The organism is Streptomyces sp. S.PNR 29 (genome assembly GCF_030386795.1).
In the GTDB taxonomy this organism is placed as follows: Bacteria; Actinomycetota; Actinomycetes; order Streptomycetales; family Streptomycetaceae; genus Streptomyces.
In genome coordinates this window covers 477907-494887 of sequence record NZ_JANUQM010000006.1, presented here as the reverse complement: position 1 = coordinate 494887, position 16981 = coordinate 477907, and the positions used below count along the sequence as shown (strand labels likewise).

12 protein-coding genes and 1 pseudogene are annotated in these 16981 nt (G+C 71.7%); 3 read left to right on the top strand and 10 right to left on the bottom strand.

The window, feature by feature from the left end; all coding sequences use genetic code 11:
* Positions 1-95: 95 nt before the first annotated feature.
* Together NW895_RS19505 and NW895_RS19500 are read right to left on the bottom strand one after the other, a co-directional pair.
* Positions 96-944 carry an ABC transporter ATP-binding protein gene (locus tag NW895_RS19505; RefSeq protein WP_289936991.1) on the bottom strand — a complete coding sequence of 283 codons (849 nt, stop codon included), beginning with the start codon at positions 942-944 and terminating at the stop codon, positions 96-98.
* Positions 937-1860: an ABC transporter permease gene (locus NW895_RS19500; protein WP_289936990.1), complete on the bottom strand. Its 924-nt coding sequence runs from the start codon at positions 1858-1860 to the stop codon at positions 937-939. Before NW895_RS19500 ends, NW895_RS19505 begins: the two co-directional genes overlap by 8 nt.
* Before the next feature lie 164 nt (positions 1861-2024).
* Here NW895_RS19500 and NW895_RS19495 point away from each other — a divergent pair, with 164 nt between their 5' ends.
* Positions 2025-2663 (top strand): TetR/AcrR family transcriptional regulator, encoded by a 639-nt coding sequence (locus NW895_RS19495; protein ID WP_289936989.1) that lies wholly within the window; start codon positions 2025-2027, stop codon positions 2661-2663.
* Positions 2664-2731: 68 nt separating this feature from the next.
* On the opposite strand, the pseudogene NW895_RS19490 reads toward NW895_RS19495, so the two are convergent.
* From NW895_RS19490 to NW895_RS19480, 3 genes and pseudogenes are all read right to left on the bottom strand, one after another.
* A pseudogene (locus NW895_RS19490) lies at positions 2732-2980 on the bottom strand (ADP-ribosylglycohydrolase family protein); the annotation flags it as partial.
* A gap of 56 nt (positions 2981-3036) precedes the next feature.
* On the bottom strand, positions 3037-4017 hold the full coding sequence (gene galE, locus NW895_RS19485) for a UDP-glucose 4-epimerase GalE (protein ID WP_289936988.1): 981 nt from the start codon (positions 4015-4017) through the stop codon (positions 3037-3039).
* 67 nt (positions 4018-4084) lie between these two features.
* Complete coding sequence (locus NW895_RS19480; protein ID WP_289936987.1) at positions 4085-4585, bottom strand: MarR family transcriptional regulator; 501 nt, start codon at positions 4583-4585, stop codon at positions 4085-4087.
* Positions 4586-4706: 121 nt separating this feature from the next.
* Between NW895_RS19480 and NW895_RS19475 the strand changes: the two genes are divergently transcribed.
* Positions 4707-5120, top strand: a complete 414-nt coding sequence (locus NW895_RS19475; protein ID WP_289936986.1) for an organic hydroperoxide resistance protein — start codon at positions 4707-4709, stop codon at positions 5118-5120.
* Positions 5121-5149: 29 nt separating this feature from the next.
* Here the strand turns inward: NW895_RS19475 and NW895_RS19470 are convergent, their stop codons facing one another.
* Positions 5150-6709: a hypothetical protein gene (locus NW895_RS19470; protein ID WP_289936985.1), complete on the bottom strand. Its 1560-nt coding sequence runs from the start codon at positions 6707-6709 to the stop codon at positions 5150-5152.
* A gap of 150 nt (positions 6710-6859) precedes the next feature.
* Between NW895_RS19470 and NW895_RS19465 the strand changes: the two genes are divergently transcribed.
* Positions 6860-8389 (top strand): glycosyltransferase family 39 protein, encoded by a 1530-nt coding sequence (locus NW895_RS19465; RefSeq protein WP_289936984.1) that lies wholly within the window; start codon positions 6860-6862, stop codon positions 8387-8389.
* A 23-nt stretch (positions 8390-8412) separates the two neighbouring features.
* Here NW895_RS19465 and NW895_RS19460 read toward each other — a convergent pair whose 3' ends face one another.
* The 4 genes from NW895_RS19460 to NW895_RS19445 are packed head-to-tail and all read right to left on the bottom strand — an operon-like array spanning position 8413 to position 16884.
* Positions 8413-10110, bottom strand: coding sequence for a hypothetical protein (locus tag NW895_RS19460; RefSeq protein WP_289936983.1), 1698 nt, complete (start codon positions 10108-10110; stop codon positions 8413-8415).
* Between the two features lie 59 nt (positions 10111-10169).
* On the bottom strand, positions 10170-12407 hold the full coding sequence (locus NW895_RS19455; protein ID WP_289936982.1) for a bifunctional glycosyltransferase family 2 protein/CDP-glycerol:glycerophosphate glycerophosphotransferase: 2238 nt from the start codon (positions 12405-12407) through the stop codon (positions 10170-10172).
* A gap of 7 nt (positions 12408-12414) precedes the next feature.
* Entirely contained in the window at positions 12415-14646 is a 2232-nt protein-coding gene (locus NW895_RS19450) for a bifunctional glycosyltransferase family 2 protein/CDP-glycerol:glycerophosphate glycerophosphotransferase (protein WP_289936981.1), read from the bottom strand.
* Between the two features lie 33 nt (positions 14647-14679).
* Positions 14680-16884, bottom strand: a complete 2205-nt coding sequence (locus NW895_RS19445) for a bifunctional glycosyltransferase family 2 protein/CDP-glycerol:glycerophosphate glycerophosphotransferase (protein WP_289936980.1) — start codon at positions 16882-16884, stop codon at positions 14680-14682.
* Between the last annotated feature and the right edge of the window lie 97 nt (positions 16885-16981).

The following is a 16981-nucleotide window of genomic DNA, read 5'->3' as shown; positions in this document are numbered from 1 at the left end:
GGCTCCTTCACCTTCGTCGCGCCTTCGGCACTGCGGGCACGCTTATTCGGTCATAGTGGCACCAATGCGATGAAAGGGTTAAGTGCGGCTGCGCCTCACGAGGGAAGGGCGACCTTGGCCTTCGGCTTGGGCTTCGGCTTGGCCGCAGCCGCCTTGTCCGCTCCGCCGGTGAACGCCTCGTAGGCCTCCAGGACCTCCTCCGTCGGCCCGTCCATGCGCAGCTCCCCGCGCTCCAGCCACAGCACGCGGTCGCAGGTGTCGCGGATCGACTTGTTGTTGTGGCTGACCAGGAACACCGTGCCCGCGCTCTTGCGCAGTTCGCGGATGCGCTCCTCCGACCGCTTCTGGAAGGAACGGTCGCCGGTGGCGAGGGCCTCGTCGATGAGGAGGACGTCGTGGTCCTTGGCGGCGGCGATGGAGAAGCGCAGGCGGGCGGCCATGCCGGAGGAGTAGGTGCGCATCGGCAGGGTGATGAAGTCGCCCTTGTCGTTGATCCCGGAGAAGTCGACGATCTCCTGGTAGCGCTCCCTGATCTGCTCGCGGGACATGCCCATGGCCAGGCCGCCGAGGTGGACGTTGCGCTCGCCGGTGAGGTCGTTCATCAGGGCGGCGTTCACGCCGAGCAGGGAGGGCTGGCCGTTGGTGTGGATGCGGCCGTTCTCGACGGGCAGGAGCCCGGCCACGGCCTTCAGCAGGGTGGACTTGCCGGAGCCGTTGGTGCCGATCAGGCCGATCGCCTCGCCCTTGTACGCGACGAAGGACACGTTCTTCACCGCGTGCACCCGGCGGACGCCCGCCGCCTTCTCGGCCTGCTTGCGGCGCAGGATGCGGTTGAGGGCGGCGGTCGCGGAGCCGCGTCCGGCGCCGGTGCCGTTGACGCGGTAGACGATGTCGACGCCGTCGGCGATGACGGTGGGGATCTTCTCGGTGGTGTGCTCAGCCACGGCCGTACGTCTCCTCAGCCTTCCAGAAGTAGATGAAGCCGCCGACGCCGGCGAGGACCGCCCAGCCGACCGCCGCCGCCCACACGTGCGGGGGGAGCTGGCTGGAGCGGAAGCTGTCGATCAGCGCGAAGCGCATGAGGTCGATGTAGACGGCGGCCGGGTTGGTCTCCAGCAGGACCGTCACCACGCGCGGCAGGTGGTCGCGCTGGGTCAGCCTGTCGATGCTCCACATGACGCCCGAGACGTACATCCAGGTGCGCAGCACGAACGGCATCAGCTGGGCGATGTCCGGCGTCTTCGCGCCCATCCGGGCCATGATCATCGAGACGCCCGCGTTGAACGTGAACTGCAGCACCAGCGCCGGGAGCGCCAGCACCCAGGACGCGGCGACCGGCACGCCGAAGCAGAGCAGGATCACGATCAGGGCGGCCATCGAGAACAGCAGCTGCTGCAACTGCTGCAGGCAGAAGGAGAGCGGCAGCGCGGCGCGCGGGAAGTGCAGGGCCCGCACGAGGCCGAGGTTGCCGGAGATCGCCCGGGTGCCCGCCATGATCGAGCTCTGCGTGAACGTCCAGATGAACACGCCCGTGACCAGGAACGGGACGTAGTCCGGAACGCCGTGCTTGGTGCCCAGCAGCACGCCGAAGATGAAGTAGTACACGGCCGCGTTCAGCAGGGGCGTCATCACCTGCCAGACCTGGCCCAGCTTCGCCTGGCTGTACTGGGCGGTGAGCTTGGCCGTCGCGAAGGCGGTGATGAAGTGGCGGCGCGCCCACAGCTGGCGGACGTACTCCGGCAGGGAGGGGCGGGCGCCGCTGACCGAGAGGCCGTGGCGGGCGGCGAGCGCCGCGAGGTCGTGGTCGGCCGGGACCGGGGTCACCGGTACCGGGGGCGGTGTGTGGAGGGCCTGGCTCACATCCGCTGCTTTCGCTCGGGGGGTGTCGGGGGTGTTGGAGTGTGCCGCCGACGTCTTCTTACGTGACTCTTCACGTTCTCTTACGTCGGGACGGGACCGTATCGTCGCAACGCGAGCGTAGGACGATGGAGCGTCGGAACGCAACCGTTTCGTCGTAACGCTCTATGCTGGTCCGCATGACGACGAACGCCGACGAGCCCCAGCCGCGTCCGCGCCGCCGGGCACCCGCGGGGGCGGCCGTACTGCGGGAGGACGTGACGGAAGCCATCCGGGCGGCCGTCTTCGAGGAACTCGCGGCCGTCGGCTACGCGCGGATGTCCATCGAGGGGATCGCGCGCCGGGCGGGCGTCGGCAAGACGGCGGTGTACCGGCGCTGGCGCTCCAAGCTGCACCTGGTGCTCGACCTGGTCTCGGCGATCGCGGTGCAGGGGCTGCCCGCGCCGGACACCGGGACCCTGGAGGGCGACCTGCGCCTGCTGTACGAGGTCACGTCCCGCGCCCTGCGCCACCCCGTCGCCTCGCAGATCATCCCCGACCTCCAGGCCGAGGCGGCCCGCAACCCGGACATCGCGGAGGCCCTGCAGAAGGCCCTCCGCGAGGGGCAGGAGGGTGTGGCCAGCGGCATCGTGGCGGCGGCGGAGCGACGCGGGGAGGTCCGCCCGGGCATCGACGAGGAACTGGCCCTCGACCTGATCTCCGGCCCGCTCTACTGGCGCTCGGTCGTGATCCGCAGCCCCAAGCTGCCGAAGGGATACCTGGCAGCACTGGCCAGGGCGACCACGGAGGCGCTGAAGGCGTTGTGAGCCCGGCCGCCGGGGTGTCGGGGGCGGGGTGCTGTGAGCCGGGTGCCGGGGCGCCAGGGGACGGGCGCTCAGGCGCTCAGCCGCCCGGTCAGCCGGGCGAGGTCCGCCGTGCGCGGCACCCGTCCGCCGAACCCCGGAAGCGGGACGCGCAGGGGCTCGGTCCAGCGCTCGGGCACGGCGCCGATGCCGTGCACCGCCCCCGCGAGCCCGCCGGTCACCGCCGCGACGGTGTCGGTGTCGCCGCCGAGGTCGATCGCGGCGCGCACGGCTCCCTCATGGGAGGAGGTCGTCCGCGGTGCCCAGACGGCGGAGCCGAGGGCACGCCGCATGCGGGGGGAATCGGTGGCACGGGCCACTTGCGTGACCGGCGCGGTCAGTCCCGTGCCGCCTCCGGATGCAGTCGTACCCAGCCCTGCCACGCCGATGTGATCATGTCCTGGACGTCGTGTTTCGCCTTCCAGGCCAGTTCGGTGGCGGCGCGGTCGGCGGAGGCGACCACGCGGGCGGGATCGCCGGGGCGGCGGGGAGCGACGGTCGGGGGGCGGTCGTAGCCGGTGAGGGCGTTGATGCGGTCGATCATTTCGCGGACGGAGACGCCCTCACCGCGGCCGATGTTCAGGGTGAGGTCACGGCCGGGGGAGGACACCAGCGCGCGGGCCGCCGCCACGTGGGCCTCCGCCAGGTCCACGACGTGGATGTAGTCGCGGACGCAGGTGCCGTCGGGGGTCGGGTAGTCGTCGCCGAAGATGCGTGGGGGTGCGTTCTCCGTGAGCTTCTCGAAGACCATCGGGATGAGGTTGTGGACGCCGACGTCCGCCAGCTCGGGGCGCGCCGCGCCCGCCACGTTGAAGTAGCGCAGCGATGCCGTGGACAGGCCCGTGGCCCGGTTCGTCGCCCGTACCAGCCACTCGCCGGCCAGCTTCGTCTCGCCGTACGGGCTCATCGGCGCGCAGGGCGTCTCCTCCGTGACCAGGTGGACGTCCGGCATGCCGTACACCGCCGCGGAGGACGAGAACACGAAGGACGCGACCCCGGCCGCCGTCACCGCCTCCAGCAGGACGCGCAGGCCCTCGACGTTCTCCCGGTAGTAGTGCAGGGGCAGGTGCACCGACTCACCCACCTGCTTCTTGGCCGCGAGGTGGACGACACCGGTGACGCCGTGCTCCGCGAGGGTGCGCGCGAGGCGGTCGCCGTCGAGGGTGGAGCCCGTCACCAGGGGCACCCCGTCCGGCACGCGCTCGGCGATCCCGGTGGAGAGGTCGTCGTACACCACCGCCTTCTCGCCCGCCTCGGTCATCGCCCGTACCACGTGCGCGCCGATGTAGCCGGCGCCGCCGGTGATCAGCCAGGTCATGTGCGGTCGTCCCCTCGTCGGTTGCCCGTCGGGTATCAGTGAAGCAGGCCGCGGAGCCTGGATGGCCCTACGGGCGTCCCGACGCCTCCGACAGCGCGGCCGCGTCCAGCGCGGTGGTGAGTTCGTCGAGGCGGGTGCGCAGATCGCGGATCTCGTCGATGTCGAAGCCGGTCGCGGCGGTGATCCGGCGCGGCACCTCAAGCGCCCGTTCGCGCAGCGCGGCGCCCTCCCCGGTCAGGCGGACCTCGACCGACCGTTCGTCGCGGGTGCTGCGTTCACGGCGCACCAGCCCGGCCGCCTCCAGCCGCTTGAGCAGCGGAGAGAGCGTGCCGGAGTCGAGGCGCAGGTGTTCGCCGAGCTTCTTCACGGGCAGGTCGCCGTGCTCCCACAGCACGAGCATCACCAGGTACTGCGGGTAGGTCAGCCCGAGGTCCTTCAGGAGCACGCGGTAGACGCCGTTGAAGGCGCGCGAGGCCGCGTGCAGGGAGAAGCAGATCTGCTGGTCGAGGCTGAGCCAGTCCCCGGCCGGCGGGACGGTGGCGGTGGTGGGTGTCCGGGGCTCGTTCATGGCTCCAGGATAGCCCGTGTCCGCAATTCGATTGCGTGCAATTGAATTGTGTGCTCTACTCTCTGGTGTCAGGCGGCCGGAACGGGCCGCCGGAACGTGACGTGAGAGGGAAGGGTTTTCCATGGACGCGCTCTACACCGCTGTCGCCACCGCCACCCACGGCCGCGAGGGACGCGCCGTCAGCTCCGACGGCACGCTGGACCTCGCGCTCGGCATGCCCGTGGAGCTGGGCGGCAACGGCCAGGGCACCAACCCGGAGCAGCTGTTCGCCGCCGGTTACGCCGCCTGCTTCGGCAGCGCCCTCGGTCTCGTCGGCCGCCAGGCGAAGGTCGACGTCAGCGACGCCGCGGTGACCGCCGAGGTCGGCATAGGCAAGCAGGGCGAGGGCTTCGCGCTCGCCGTCACCCTCCGCGTCGAGCTGCCCGACACCGTGGACGAGGCGACCGGCCGCAAGCTGGTCGAGCAGGCCCACCAGGTCTGCCCCTACTCCAACGCCACCCGCGGCAACATCCCCGTCGAACTCGTCATCGAGTAGACACGAGCAGATCGAGCAATCCCCACGGGTCACCCCCCGACCCGCGCCAGCACCTCCCCCGTCCGCGTGCTGAACGCCACCACCACGGCCTCCTCGGGCACCGGGTGCCGGCGCGTCAGCAGCAGCCAGCGCACGTGGTAGCGGCGGACGACGGCGGCACGCTCGGCGCGGGTCGAGCCGGGGGCGAGAAAGGCGCGGACGTCGGCGGCCCGCCGCTTCCGCTCCCGCTCGTCCAGCGCGGGGTCGGGCCAGAGGGGCGCGGCGAGGTTCGGCCCGTACCCGGCGAGGGCGTGGCCGGCGAAGTACCCGTCGGTGATCACCACCTCGCCCCGCCCGATGTACCGCGCCGCCCACTCGTAGGTCGGCCAGCGCGCCGGCCGCGTGAACCCGACCGGGTCCACCGAGCGCGGCACGACCACCCCGGCGTGCACGGTGAGGAACCCGACGCAGGCCCCGACGGCCACCGCCCCGCCCAGTACCCTCCTCGCCCGCCCCCACGGCCGCGGCGCGGCCAGTTCCACGGCCAGGGCGAACTGCAGGGGTACCAGCGCCGCCCACAGGGCCCTGCCGTACGTGTAGTGCCCGCTGACCCAGCCGTAGGCCACCACCAGGCCTTCCAGTACGAACATCAGCACCAGCGGGTCACGCGCCGAGCGGCGGCCGCGTACCCACAGCGCGGGCGCGCCGAGCAGCGCCAGCCAGCTGTTCAGCGCCATCTCCTCGTACAGCCGGCGGTGCATCGCGTCCACGGCGGTGTCGCCCACCAGCGTCAGGACGTCGTAGTACGGCCACAGGAGGGCGACCGCCCCGCAGGCCGCCGCCGCGAGGGCCCAGCGGGCCACGACCGGCCGGCGCCAGGCACGCTGTCGCGCCGCCACGATCGCCACCGCGCCGGTCCCCGCCGAGACGGCCGTGACCGGGTGGGTGAGCAGGATCAGGCCGTACAGGGCGCCGATCCCGGCGTACCCCCACCACCCGCCGAACCCGCTGGGACCGACGAACCTGACGGCCGACCCGCGCTCACCGGCACGCCGGTACGTCAGTGCCCACGCCCAGAAGGTCAGCCCGATGGCGAACGTCGACGGATAGCCGAGGTTCGCCGCCATCGACAGCAGCCCCAGGTAACCGCTCCACCGGAGCCGCGAGGTGCCCCACAGCAGCGTCGTGAACAGCAGGGCGAGGACCGGCGCCCACGGGCGGGAGGTGAGGCCCCGCACGAAACGGCCGATCCCCGTCAGCAGGACGACCAGATGCACCGGCCCCGCGAGCCGTACGACCTCCCAGCCGGACAGCCCCGTCAGCCGCGCGAGGACACCCTGGGTGACCGCGTACGGCCCGTAGTACGGACTGCCCGCGCCCGGCAGGTCCGCCATCGGGTGGGCCGGGTGGAGCAGGTCGTCCTTGAGGCGCTCGACGACCGCCGCGTGCTGCCCGGCGTCGCAGCACAGCGGGAACCGCCAGTAGGCCAGCGTCATCACCAGCCAGAACAGGCCGCCGAAGACCAGGTAGGGGCTGGGGTGCCACACACGGCCGCCACGCAGCGCCGTCGCGCCGCCCGTCGCCCGCCGGATCACGGGTCCGGCGCTCATCGGGCTGTCGGTTGAGAGGGTGGCTGGGGCATTTGCCCTATCTTCCCGCTGTGGTCAACGGAATGACCTCGGCTCACCTCATCGAGTGATGCCCTGCGTGCTCTCGACGTGCCTGTGGAGGAGGGCCCTGCGGTCTTACAAGATCAATTCATGCGTTGGTACCTCTGTGTCGCCCGTTCCCGGACTGCGGTGGTTCTGGTGCCGGGTGCCGTCATGCTGACGCTCGGCCTGTGGGGACTTGAGCGGGGCAGCGTATGGCGTGACGAGGCGGCCACCTTGCAGGTGGCCACCCGCACACTGCCGGAGATCTGGCGCCTTGTGCACACCGTCGACGCGGTGCACGGCCTCTACTACCTGCTGATGCACTTCGTCCTCGCCGTGGACGCGGGTGAGTTCGCGCTGCGTCTGCCGTCTGTGCTGGCCGCCACCGTCACGGCGTGCCTGGTCGCCCTGCTGGGCGGCTGTCTCGCCGGGCCGCGGGTCGGATTGCTGGCCGGGTCGCTGTACGGGGTTTCCCCCTTCGCGGCGTACTACGCGCAGGAAGGCCGCTCCTACGCACTCGTCGCGGCCGCCGCCACCGCCGCGACACTGGCGTTGGTCCGAGCGGTGGAACGCCCGTCCGCGGGAGCCTGGGCGGCGTACGGCGCGCTGGTGACCGGCGCGGCCTGGCTGCACGAGCTGGCGGTACTGCTGCTGCTCGCGCATGCGGTGACGCTGTCCGCCGCACGGGTCGGCCGGGCCGTGTGGCGGGGGTGGGCCGGCGCGGCGGGTGCTGCCGTGCTGCTCGTCCTGCCGCTCGTGGCGGTGGCGGCGGCGCAGAGTGCGCAGGTCGCCTGGCTGCGACGGCCCGGCCTTGCCGAAGCCGAGTGGTTGCTGCGTACGGCCACCGGCCGCCACGGGCCGTTGTCCGTTCTGACGCTCCTGCTCATCGGACTCGCCGTGGTGCGCCCGCCGGCCCGTCGGGGACCGGGCACCTGCGGCCTGGTCGCCGTCGCACTGCCGCTCGCCGTGGTGCCCACCGTGGTGCTGTTCGCCGTGTCGCAGGCGCACCCGCTGTACCTGCCGCGCTATGTGTTCTTCGCGTTCGCCGGAGTGCCGCTGCTCACCGCCGCCGGCGTCGACACCGTGCTCGGCAGGATGCGCGTCGGCAGGTGGCGGGACGGCCGGGTCCCGGCCCTGGCCGGTGCCTGCCTGATCGTCGCGAGCTTCTGTGTGCAGCTCCCCCTCCACGAGGAACAGCGCACTCCCCTGGCCCGGAGGGACGACTTCGCGGCGGTCGCCCGCGTGATGGCCCATGAACTGAGACCGGGGGACGCGTTGCTGTACGTGCCCATGGTCGGGCGCCGTCTCGCGGAGGTGTATCCCGAGTCCGTCAGGGGGGTCCGGGACGTGTCGCTCCGGGCGACCGGCCGCAGCTCCGGAACCCTGTTCGGGCAGGACGTCGACAAGCGGCGCCTCGGGGCCCGGATGGCGTGCTTGCGTCAGGTGTGGGTCCTGTTCTACACGGATGCGGCACGCCCCGGCTGGTCACCCCGGAACACCACCGAGCAGGCCAAACTCGCCCTGCTGCGACGCGACTTCACGCCGGTGGCAGAGAGGCGTCTGCGCAGCGGGGTGCTGCGCCGGTACACCCGGAAGGCGCAGCTCCCCGCGGCCTGTGGATCACAGGACGCTCCTTGACCGGGGAATCCGGTCCTCGCGGGTCACGGGTTCCGCGGGCCGGCTGTGCCGGCCGCCCTCATCCCGGGACGCAGGGGACCGCTGCAGCCGGTGAGTTTCCGCTCGTAGGCCCTGGGCACCGCGCGGGCCGCCCAGGCCCGCAGTTCCTTGAGGCGCTCGGGGTGCTTCACGGCATCGGCGCGTACCCAGTCGCCGCCCCCTTCGGAGGTGCGGTACAGGGGCACGTATCCCTCCGCGGTCAGCCGTGGTGCGAGCATCCCGGTCTTGCGGGCCCAGACGGCGACCGCGTGGACGAAGGTGGGACGCAGTTCGTCGAACACGTACCGCTGCAGCCCCGGGATGTCGTCGGCGGCGAGCGCGTCGGCGATACGGGGCTCCGTCAGGCCGGCCAGGTCGTACACCTTGAGGTCGCTGGTGAGCAGGGTTCCGCCGAGGCTGGGCAGCAGGACCGAGCCGTGTGCCAGGTCGAGCCGGTCCGCGTACTCGTTGAAGATGACACCGTCGCGCTGGACGATCAGGCACATCGGAAGCGTGGGCTTGGCGCGGAACTCCGCTTCGGGCTCGCGTTGGCCGGCCCCGGACAAGATCAACGCGCAGCCCACGGTCAGGCCCAGGACCGCGCGCCGGTGTCCGCGCAGCCGCTCGGCGACCGCGACGAGGGTCAGGCTCATCGCCATGATGCCCAGAGCCCACACCGGAGTCGCGAAGCGGTACAGGCCCATCCAGTCCCGTTTGAGAGCACCGAACGCACACAGCGTCAGACCGAGGGGAACCAGCACGGCGGGAAGCGACCTCTGCAGGGCCCCGCCCCGGGTGAGGGCCACGGCGAACAGGGCGGTGGCCGCGAGTACGGCGGGCCAGCCCGCGTACGTGAGCAGTTCTCCCGTGGTGGTGGCGAACTCCCCGGCCGACGGAACCCCCTGCGCCTTCGCCACAGCCGTGTTGGGCACCAGCCTGCCGAACACGCTGTGGCGCCAGGCCAGGAAGAGACCGTACGGCAGGAGGAAGACGGCGACACTCAGCCCGGCCGCCCGCAGCCGCCGCCCGAGGTCCGCGCCCCGCCAGGTCACCGCGAGGAGCAGTGGACAGGCGGCGGCGAGCACCGCGCCGTCCGGTCGGGTGAGCGCCGCGGCCAGTGCCAGCAGACCCGAGCCCACGACCGGGAGCCGGCCGAGGAGCGTGCCCCTCGCGGCCGCGCAGGCCAGAACGGAGGCGAGGACGGTGGACAGCAGGGCGTACAGCGGATTCTCCAGACCCGCGAACATCCATGCCACGAACGAGAGATTGCTTGCCAGCAGCACCCCGGCGAGACCGGTCACCGCCCACGACAGGCGAACGATCCGCCGGGCCGTGCAGGCCACGGCCAGCAGGATGCCGAACGCGCACGCCAGGCCGAGCATCTTGGGATAGAGCACCAGGTCGGGAACGCCGAGGACGGCACGGTGATCGAAAAGCCCCAGTGCGCGGCCGACGACGAGGAGGGCGAGCCAGGTGGGGTTGGAGTAGCCCTCCACCGCGGGCGACCCGGCCTGCTGGACGAACCCGAGGCCTTCGTCGACGCTGCGCGCGTAGGCGAACGTGATGGCCGCGTCGTCCACCACCCAGGCTCCGAGCCGCGCCCCCTGCCACCCGATGAGGGCGGTGCCCGCCGTCATCGCGAGGCCGTCGGCCCACGGGCGTGAGCCCGTGGTGGAGCCACGGTCCGGGGCGGAGCGCGGCACCGCGCGACCGGGACCGCTCTGATCGGGCAGTCGCGCCGCGCCCCTCTGGCCGACCCCGGTCATCGCTCGTACCTGCCGGGCAGCGAGACCTCGTCCAGGCGACTGCCGTGCTGCTCCGGAATGCTGGGCGGGAACGACTCCTGCCCGAGCATGACCAGGCTGACCACACGGGCTGCCGAGTGGCCGTCGTCGTACGTGCAGTACCGTGCGCGGAATTCCCGGCGCAGTGCCGCCGAGCGCTCGTCCCGCCAGGACCCGTCCGTGAAGACCTGGATCAGTTGGGCGGTGCTGGTGGTGACGTGCCCGGGTGGTTCGGCGAGCAGGTCGAAGTAGGTGCCCCGGGCCGCCTCGTACACCTTCCAGTCGTCGGCGTGGACGACGATGGGACGGTCGAGGTGGGTGTAGTCGAACATGAGGGACGAGTAGTCGGTCACCAGGGCGTCGGAGGCCAGCATCAGGTCCTCCACCGAGGGTTCGTCGGTGACATCGAGCAGGAGGCCGCGCTGCTGCAGGTCGCGCAGTTCCAGGTCCCTGAAGGCGGCGTTCGCCTGGTGCCAGTGCAGCCGGACGAGCAGGGTGACGCCGGGGCCGAGGCGGCGCGTCAGAGCCGCGAAGTCGAGCCGCGGCACGTACCACTTCTGGTGGTCGCGGGGAGTCGGCGCGTAGAGGATCACCGTGTGGTCGCGGGGGATGCCCAACCGGGCGCGCACCGCCGTCCCGCGCAGTGCGTCACCGCGCACCAGCACGTCGTTGCGGGGCGCGCCGGTCGGCAGCGAGGTGAAGCGGCACGGATAGGCGCGGTCCCACACGCGCTCGGCATGGGGGCTGGAGACCAGGCTGTAGTCCCAGAGGTCCGCGCGCCGCAACTGGGCACGCACATTGACGTGGTAGGTCGCGGCCCGGCGATCGAGCAGGTCCACCCCCATGCGCTTGAGCGGGGTGCCGACATGGGTGTGGACATGGACCTGCCCCGGACGTTTCACCACGTCGGCACCCCAGGTGACGTTGTTGACGAAGTACGTGGCGCGGCTCATCACCTGGTGGTAGCGCGGCGTGCCGGGCGTGACGTGGTCGATGCCCTCCGGCAGCTGCCGGACGGCTTCCGGCCGCACCACCCACACCGAGCGGATGTGGGGCGCCAGCACGCCGGCCGCTTGGTGGATGGCCGCCGGATCGCCGAGTGCACCGCGGTGGCCGAAGGCCGAGTAGACGGCGAGGTTCCGGTCCAGCGGGCGTCGGCGCTGCGTCCCGGCGATGGCCTGCTTGACCTTCTGGCCGGTCGCCCTGTGGAGCTCGCGCTTCTTGCGGAGCGACGCGTCCCGCAGAGCCTTCGCCAGGACGCAGGCCCGGAACACGAGGTAGGGGCTGGCCGGGAGCAGCCGCCACTGGGTGCGGTAGGCGTCGTCCGGCGGGACGAAACCGTCCGGCTTGTAACGGCGGTAGAACTCCACCGTCCTGCGGTAGAAGGCACCGCGGTCGTCGGGCAGCACCCGCTCGGAGCGCCAGATCGTCACCAGGAAGTGGTTGATCATCCGCTCGAAGAGGAGCGGTCTGGCCTCGTCCAGCTCCGGGTGCTGGTCGAGGAAGGCGAACAGCCCGGCGTACTGCGTGAAGATGTCGAAGTGCCTGCGTCCCGGGGTCCTGGTGATGGCGCCCTGTCTGCGCTGGCGGTATTCGACGCATACGCGGTCCAGGCAGGCGATGTGCCGGGCCGAGACCAGAACCTGGTACGTCACGGGCGCGTCCTCGTAGAGCCCCCGCTGGTACGCGAAGCCGTGTTCGGTGAAGAAGTCCCGGCGGTACGCCTTGTTCCAGGCGACGAGGAACAGATGCAGATACTGCGGGCTGCTCAGGATGTCGAAGGTGTCCGTGCCCGCCGAGGCCAGCAGATCGGCGGTCATGCTTCGGCCGCCCCGGCCCCACCAGTGGCTGCGCACGTGGTCGAAGACGAGCACCTCGGGGTCGCCCGTGGCCCGGAGCCGGTCGTCGATCGCCCCCAGGGCGCCCGGCGTGTAACTGTCGTCGCTGTCGAGGAACAGCAGGTAGTCGCCGGTGGCATGGCCGACTCCGGCATTGCGGGCGCGGCCGAGCCCGACGTTCTCCGGCAGGTGCAGGACCCGCACGCGCGCGTCGCGCTCCGCGTACTCGTCGAGGATGGCACCGCTGTTGTCGGGAGAGCGGTCGTCGACGGCGATGACCTCGATGTCCGTGAACGACTGCGTGAGGACCGAGTCGAGGCACTCGCGCAGATAGCCCTGCACCTTGAAGACGGGGACGATGACGCTGAAGCGGGGCACGGCTGGGTCAGCTCCTTACGAGGGGCGCTGCGGCGGGGGCCGGGGTGCGCTCGGCGAGCGGGATCACGGGCGGGAGCGCCTGAGGTGGTTCGCCGAGCAGGACCCGGCGTACGACGCGTTCGGCGGCGTGGCCGTCGTCGAACTGGCAGAAGCGCTCGCGGAAGCGGGCGCGCAGCGCCGCCGACTCGGTGCCCGCGTACGAGCCGTCGCGGAAGACGCGCACCAGGTCCTCCTGGGTACGGGTCACCGGGCCCGGTGGTGTCGCCGGCAGGTCGAAGTAGACGCCCCGCGTCTCCTTGTAGATCTCCCAGTCGTCGGCGTGGATGACGATCGGACGGTCGAGGTTGGCGTAGTCGAACATGATCGAGGAGTAGTCCGTGATCAGGGCGTCCGCGGCGAGACACACCTCTTCGGGGAGGCGGTGCTCCGTCAGGTTGATCAGCTTTCCGGCGCGCAGCGTCTTTTCCAGCGAGGCGGCTTCCGCGTCGTGGAAGTGGTGCGCCCGCAACAGCACCACGAACTCGTCGCCGAGCGAGTCGCACAACGCGGCCAGGTCGAGTTGCGGGGTGAAGCCGGTGCGGTAGTCGCGATGCGTGGGGGCGTAGAGGACGGCGACGCGGTCCTCCGGGATGCCGAACCGCGCCCGGATCGCCGCCACGTCCTGGGCCGTGGAGCGGTAGAAGGCGTCGTTGCGCGGATACCCCACGTCGAGACTCTCGTACGTGCCCGGGTAGGCGCGCTCCCACACTTCGGTGGAGTGCGTGTTCGAGGAGATGTTGAAGTCCCAGCGGTCGACCCGCTGCAGCAACTTGCCGAAGCTTCCGGCGGCGGACGCGGCGGCCGGGAAGGCGATCTGGTCGATGCCCATCCGTTTGAGCGGGGTCCCGTGCTGGGTCTGCACGTGAAGGGTGCCGGGGCGCTTCCTGACGGACATCTCGAAGTTGACGTTGTTGAAGGTGTACTTGGCCGTGGCCATCACCTCCCAGTAGCGCCGACTGCCGATCACGACGCATTCCACGTCGTCGGGCATCTGCGGGGTGCCGGGCTCGGACACCAGGAACACGGACCTGATGTGCGGGGCCAGGCGGCGTGCCGCGGCGTGGATGGCAGCGGGGTTGCAGGTGTAGCCGCGCCCCCAGTAGGACGAGTAGACGGCGAGGTTCTCGTCGATCGGTCGCTTCAGGTAGCGCCGATACGGGTGGTTCACCCGCCGGTACGTCCGGCCGGCGAGCGCGCGCGCACGGACTGCGATGTGCGACAGGCGGCGCTTGGCCCCCCGCAGCACACAGAACCCGGTGTAGGCCCCGTGCGCCAGGAGCCTGTGCTGGAGGCCCAGACTGCCGCCCGGAGGACGGAATCCGGCGGGCCGGTGCAGACGATAGAGGCGGGAGGCGCGGCGGAAGAAGCGTCTGCGGGCCCGGGCGCTCGGCAGCCGCCACGGAGACGATGCCGTCTTCAGCAGGGCGTGCGACAGCCTCAGGAACGTCCGTGAGACCAGCTCGTGGGGGAGTCCGAGCGCCGCGGTCCGCCGCATCGTCACGTCGAACTGGTCCAGCAGGTCCAGGTGATGGACGCCCGCGACCCGGTTCCTGGCACCCTGGCGACGCTGCAGGTGGCGGACGCAGACCCGGTCGAGCAGTGCGATCCGGTCGGCGTGCAGGACCGTCAGGACGCTCCACGGAACATCCGTGAACATGCCGGCCGTGAAGGTCAGTCCGTGGTCCCGCAGGAATGCGCGGCGGTACGCGCCGGAGAAGGCCGGCACCAGGGGGTCGGGCAACGCGGCGTGATCGTGCGCGGAGAAGGACCGTGAGGGGGCGTTCTCCGTCAGACGCCGCAGCACAGGCCCCTGGCTGCCGTGGAACCAGTGAACCCGTTCGTGGTCGAAGAGCAGCAGATCGGGATCGCCGTTCCGCGCCAGGCACGCGTCCACGGCGCTCAGCGTGCCCGGCACGAGGGTGTCGTCGCCGTCGAGGAACATCAGATAGTCACCGTTCGCCCTGGCCATTCCCGCGTTCCGGGCGCCCGGCAGGCCGCTGTCCCGTGGTGACGACGCGATGCGCACCCGGGAGTCGCGGCGCGCGTGGTCGGTCACCATGGCGGTGCACAACTCCTCGGACTCGTCGATGACGGCGATCAGTTCGAAGTCCGTGAAGGGCTCCCCGAGCACAGAGGACAGGCAGTCGGACAGGCGCCCTGGCACGTCGTGCGTGGGAACGATGATGCTGAAGCGGGGCATTCTGCTCTCTCCGTGGGTCTTGTGCTGGTGCGCTCAGAGGGAGAGCGCCGCGGCCGCCGACGGCGCCGGGTGCCGTTCGTCCAGCGGCACGACCGGCGGGGCGTGGGCCTCCCCGAGGACGACATGGCGTACGACCCGCTCGGCGGCGTGTCCGTCGTCGTACGGGCAGAACCGCTCGCGGAACGCCCTGCGCAGCTGGGCGGAGCGTGCGCCGTGCCAGTGGCCGGTGACGAAGATGTCGATCAGCTCGTCCTCGCTGCGCGCGACCGCGCCCGGCGGGAAGGACCGCACGTCGAAGTAGGTGCCGCGGGCCGCCTCGTACGCCTCCCAGTCGTCGGCGTGGAGCACGATCGGCCGGTCCAGGTTGGCGTAGTCGAACATGATCGACGAGTAGTCGGTGACCAGGGCGTCCGAGGCCAGGCACAACTGCTCGACACCCGGGTGGTCGGTGACATCGATGACCCGGCCCGACGTGCGGGCGAGCGGGCCGCCGCACCGGAAGTGGGCGCGGGCCAGCACGGCGAAGCGGGGGCCGAGGCGGCGCAGGACCTGCTCCAGGTCGAGGCCGGGGCGCTGGGTGCGGCGGTAGTCGCGGTAGGTGGGCGCGTACAGGATCGCGACCGTGCCCTCGGGGATGCCGAGGGACTCGCGCAGCCGGGTCACGTCCTCGGCCGTGGCCCGCTGGAGGACGTCGTTGCGGGGACAGCCGTACTCCAGGGTGGTGTACGTGCCCGGATAGGCGCGCTCCCAGGTCAGGGTGGTGTGGCGGTTGGCGGACAGGACGTAGTCCCATCGGTCGACGTCCCGCAGGAGCTCCGCGAAGTCGGTGTCGCGGGCGGCCGCCGGGTACTCCTGCAGATCCAGGCCCATGTGCTTGAGCGGGGTGCCGTGCTGGGTCTGGACGAGGACCTGGCCGCGGCGCTTGACCAGGCGGCGGTCGAAGCCGACGTTGCTGATCACGTACTTGGAGCGGGCCAGCGCCGTCCAGTACGCGGCCGTCCCGGGGCGCACCCGGCGAGGACCGGGGGGGACCGTGTGGTGGTGCTCGGGGTGGGCGATCCATGCCGTGCGGATGTGCGGGGCGACGGTGCGGAACGCCTCCTCCAGCGCGCCCGGGCTGCAGCCGTGACCGCGGCCGTCGTAGGCGGAGAAGACGGCACGGTCGGCGTGCAGGGGGAGGCAGAGCTGGATCTTGTAGTGCAGCCGGAGGGCGGCGCGGTGCAGGGCGCGCGCGAGTTTCCTCGCGCACGTGTCGGTCCTGCGGTGCAGGGCCGTCGCCAGCCGCAGCGCCCGGTAGGTGCGGTGCAGGCCGAGGCGGATCAGGGTGTGGCGCAGGCGGGCGCGGAGGGTGGCGGGGGTGCCGGGGACGCGGTAGCGGCGGTAGTGGGCGCGGGCCCGGCGCAGGAACTCGGCGTGCGTGCCGCGCGGCAGCCGGTCGTCCCGGGCGAACACCGCCGCCAGGTGGTCGACCATGCGGCGGAACAGCATCGGCCGCCACCGGGCCAGCTCGGGGCGCTCGTCCAGGTACGCGAAGACCCGGTCGTACTGGTCGAAGACGTCGAAGTGCCGCTCGCCGGCCGTGCCGAGGATGTTGCCCCGCCGGCGCTGCCGGTAGTGCACGCAGACCCGGTCGAGGGTGGCGATCGACCCCGCCGTCATCAGCACCGGGTACGTCCACGGCGTGTCCTCGTAGTAGCCGGGCGGGAAGGCGAAGCCCTCGCGGACGAGGAACTCCCGCCGGTAGGCCTTGTTCCAGGCGACCGCCAGCAGGCGCAGCAGCCCCGGGCGGTCCTTCAGGCGGAACGGGGCCGGGCCCCGCTCGGTGAGCCGGGCGGCGCCCTGGTTGCGGACGGCCTCCCCCGTCCAGTAGGTGCGCGCGTAGTCGTAGACCAGGACGTCCGGCTCGCCGGTCTCCTTCAGCCGGTCGGCGATCGCCCGCAGCGCGCCGGGGGTGAGGGTGTCGTCGCTGTCCAGGAAGATCAGGTAGTCGCCGGTGGCCCGTTCCATCCCGGCGTTGCGGGCGGGGCCGAGGCCGCTGTTCTCAGGCAGGTGGACGGGCCGTACGCGCGGGTCACGCGCCGCGAACTCCTCGATGATCGCGCCGCAGGCGTCCGGCGAGCAGTCGTCGACCGCGATCAGCTCCAGGTCGGGACAGGACTGGGAGAGCACCGATTCCAGGCACTCGTGGAGGTAGGCCTGAACCTTGTACACGGGGACGACGACACTGAACCTGGGCACGGCACATCCATGGGTCGGCACGGGCTTCGGCCCGGGAACGCCCGGTGGGGTGACTTGGTTACGAACGTCTACGGCATACGGGTGAGCACACGGTGAG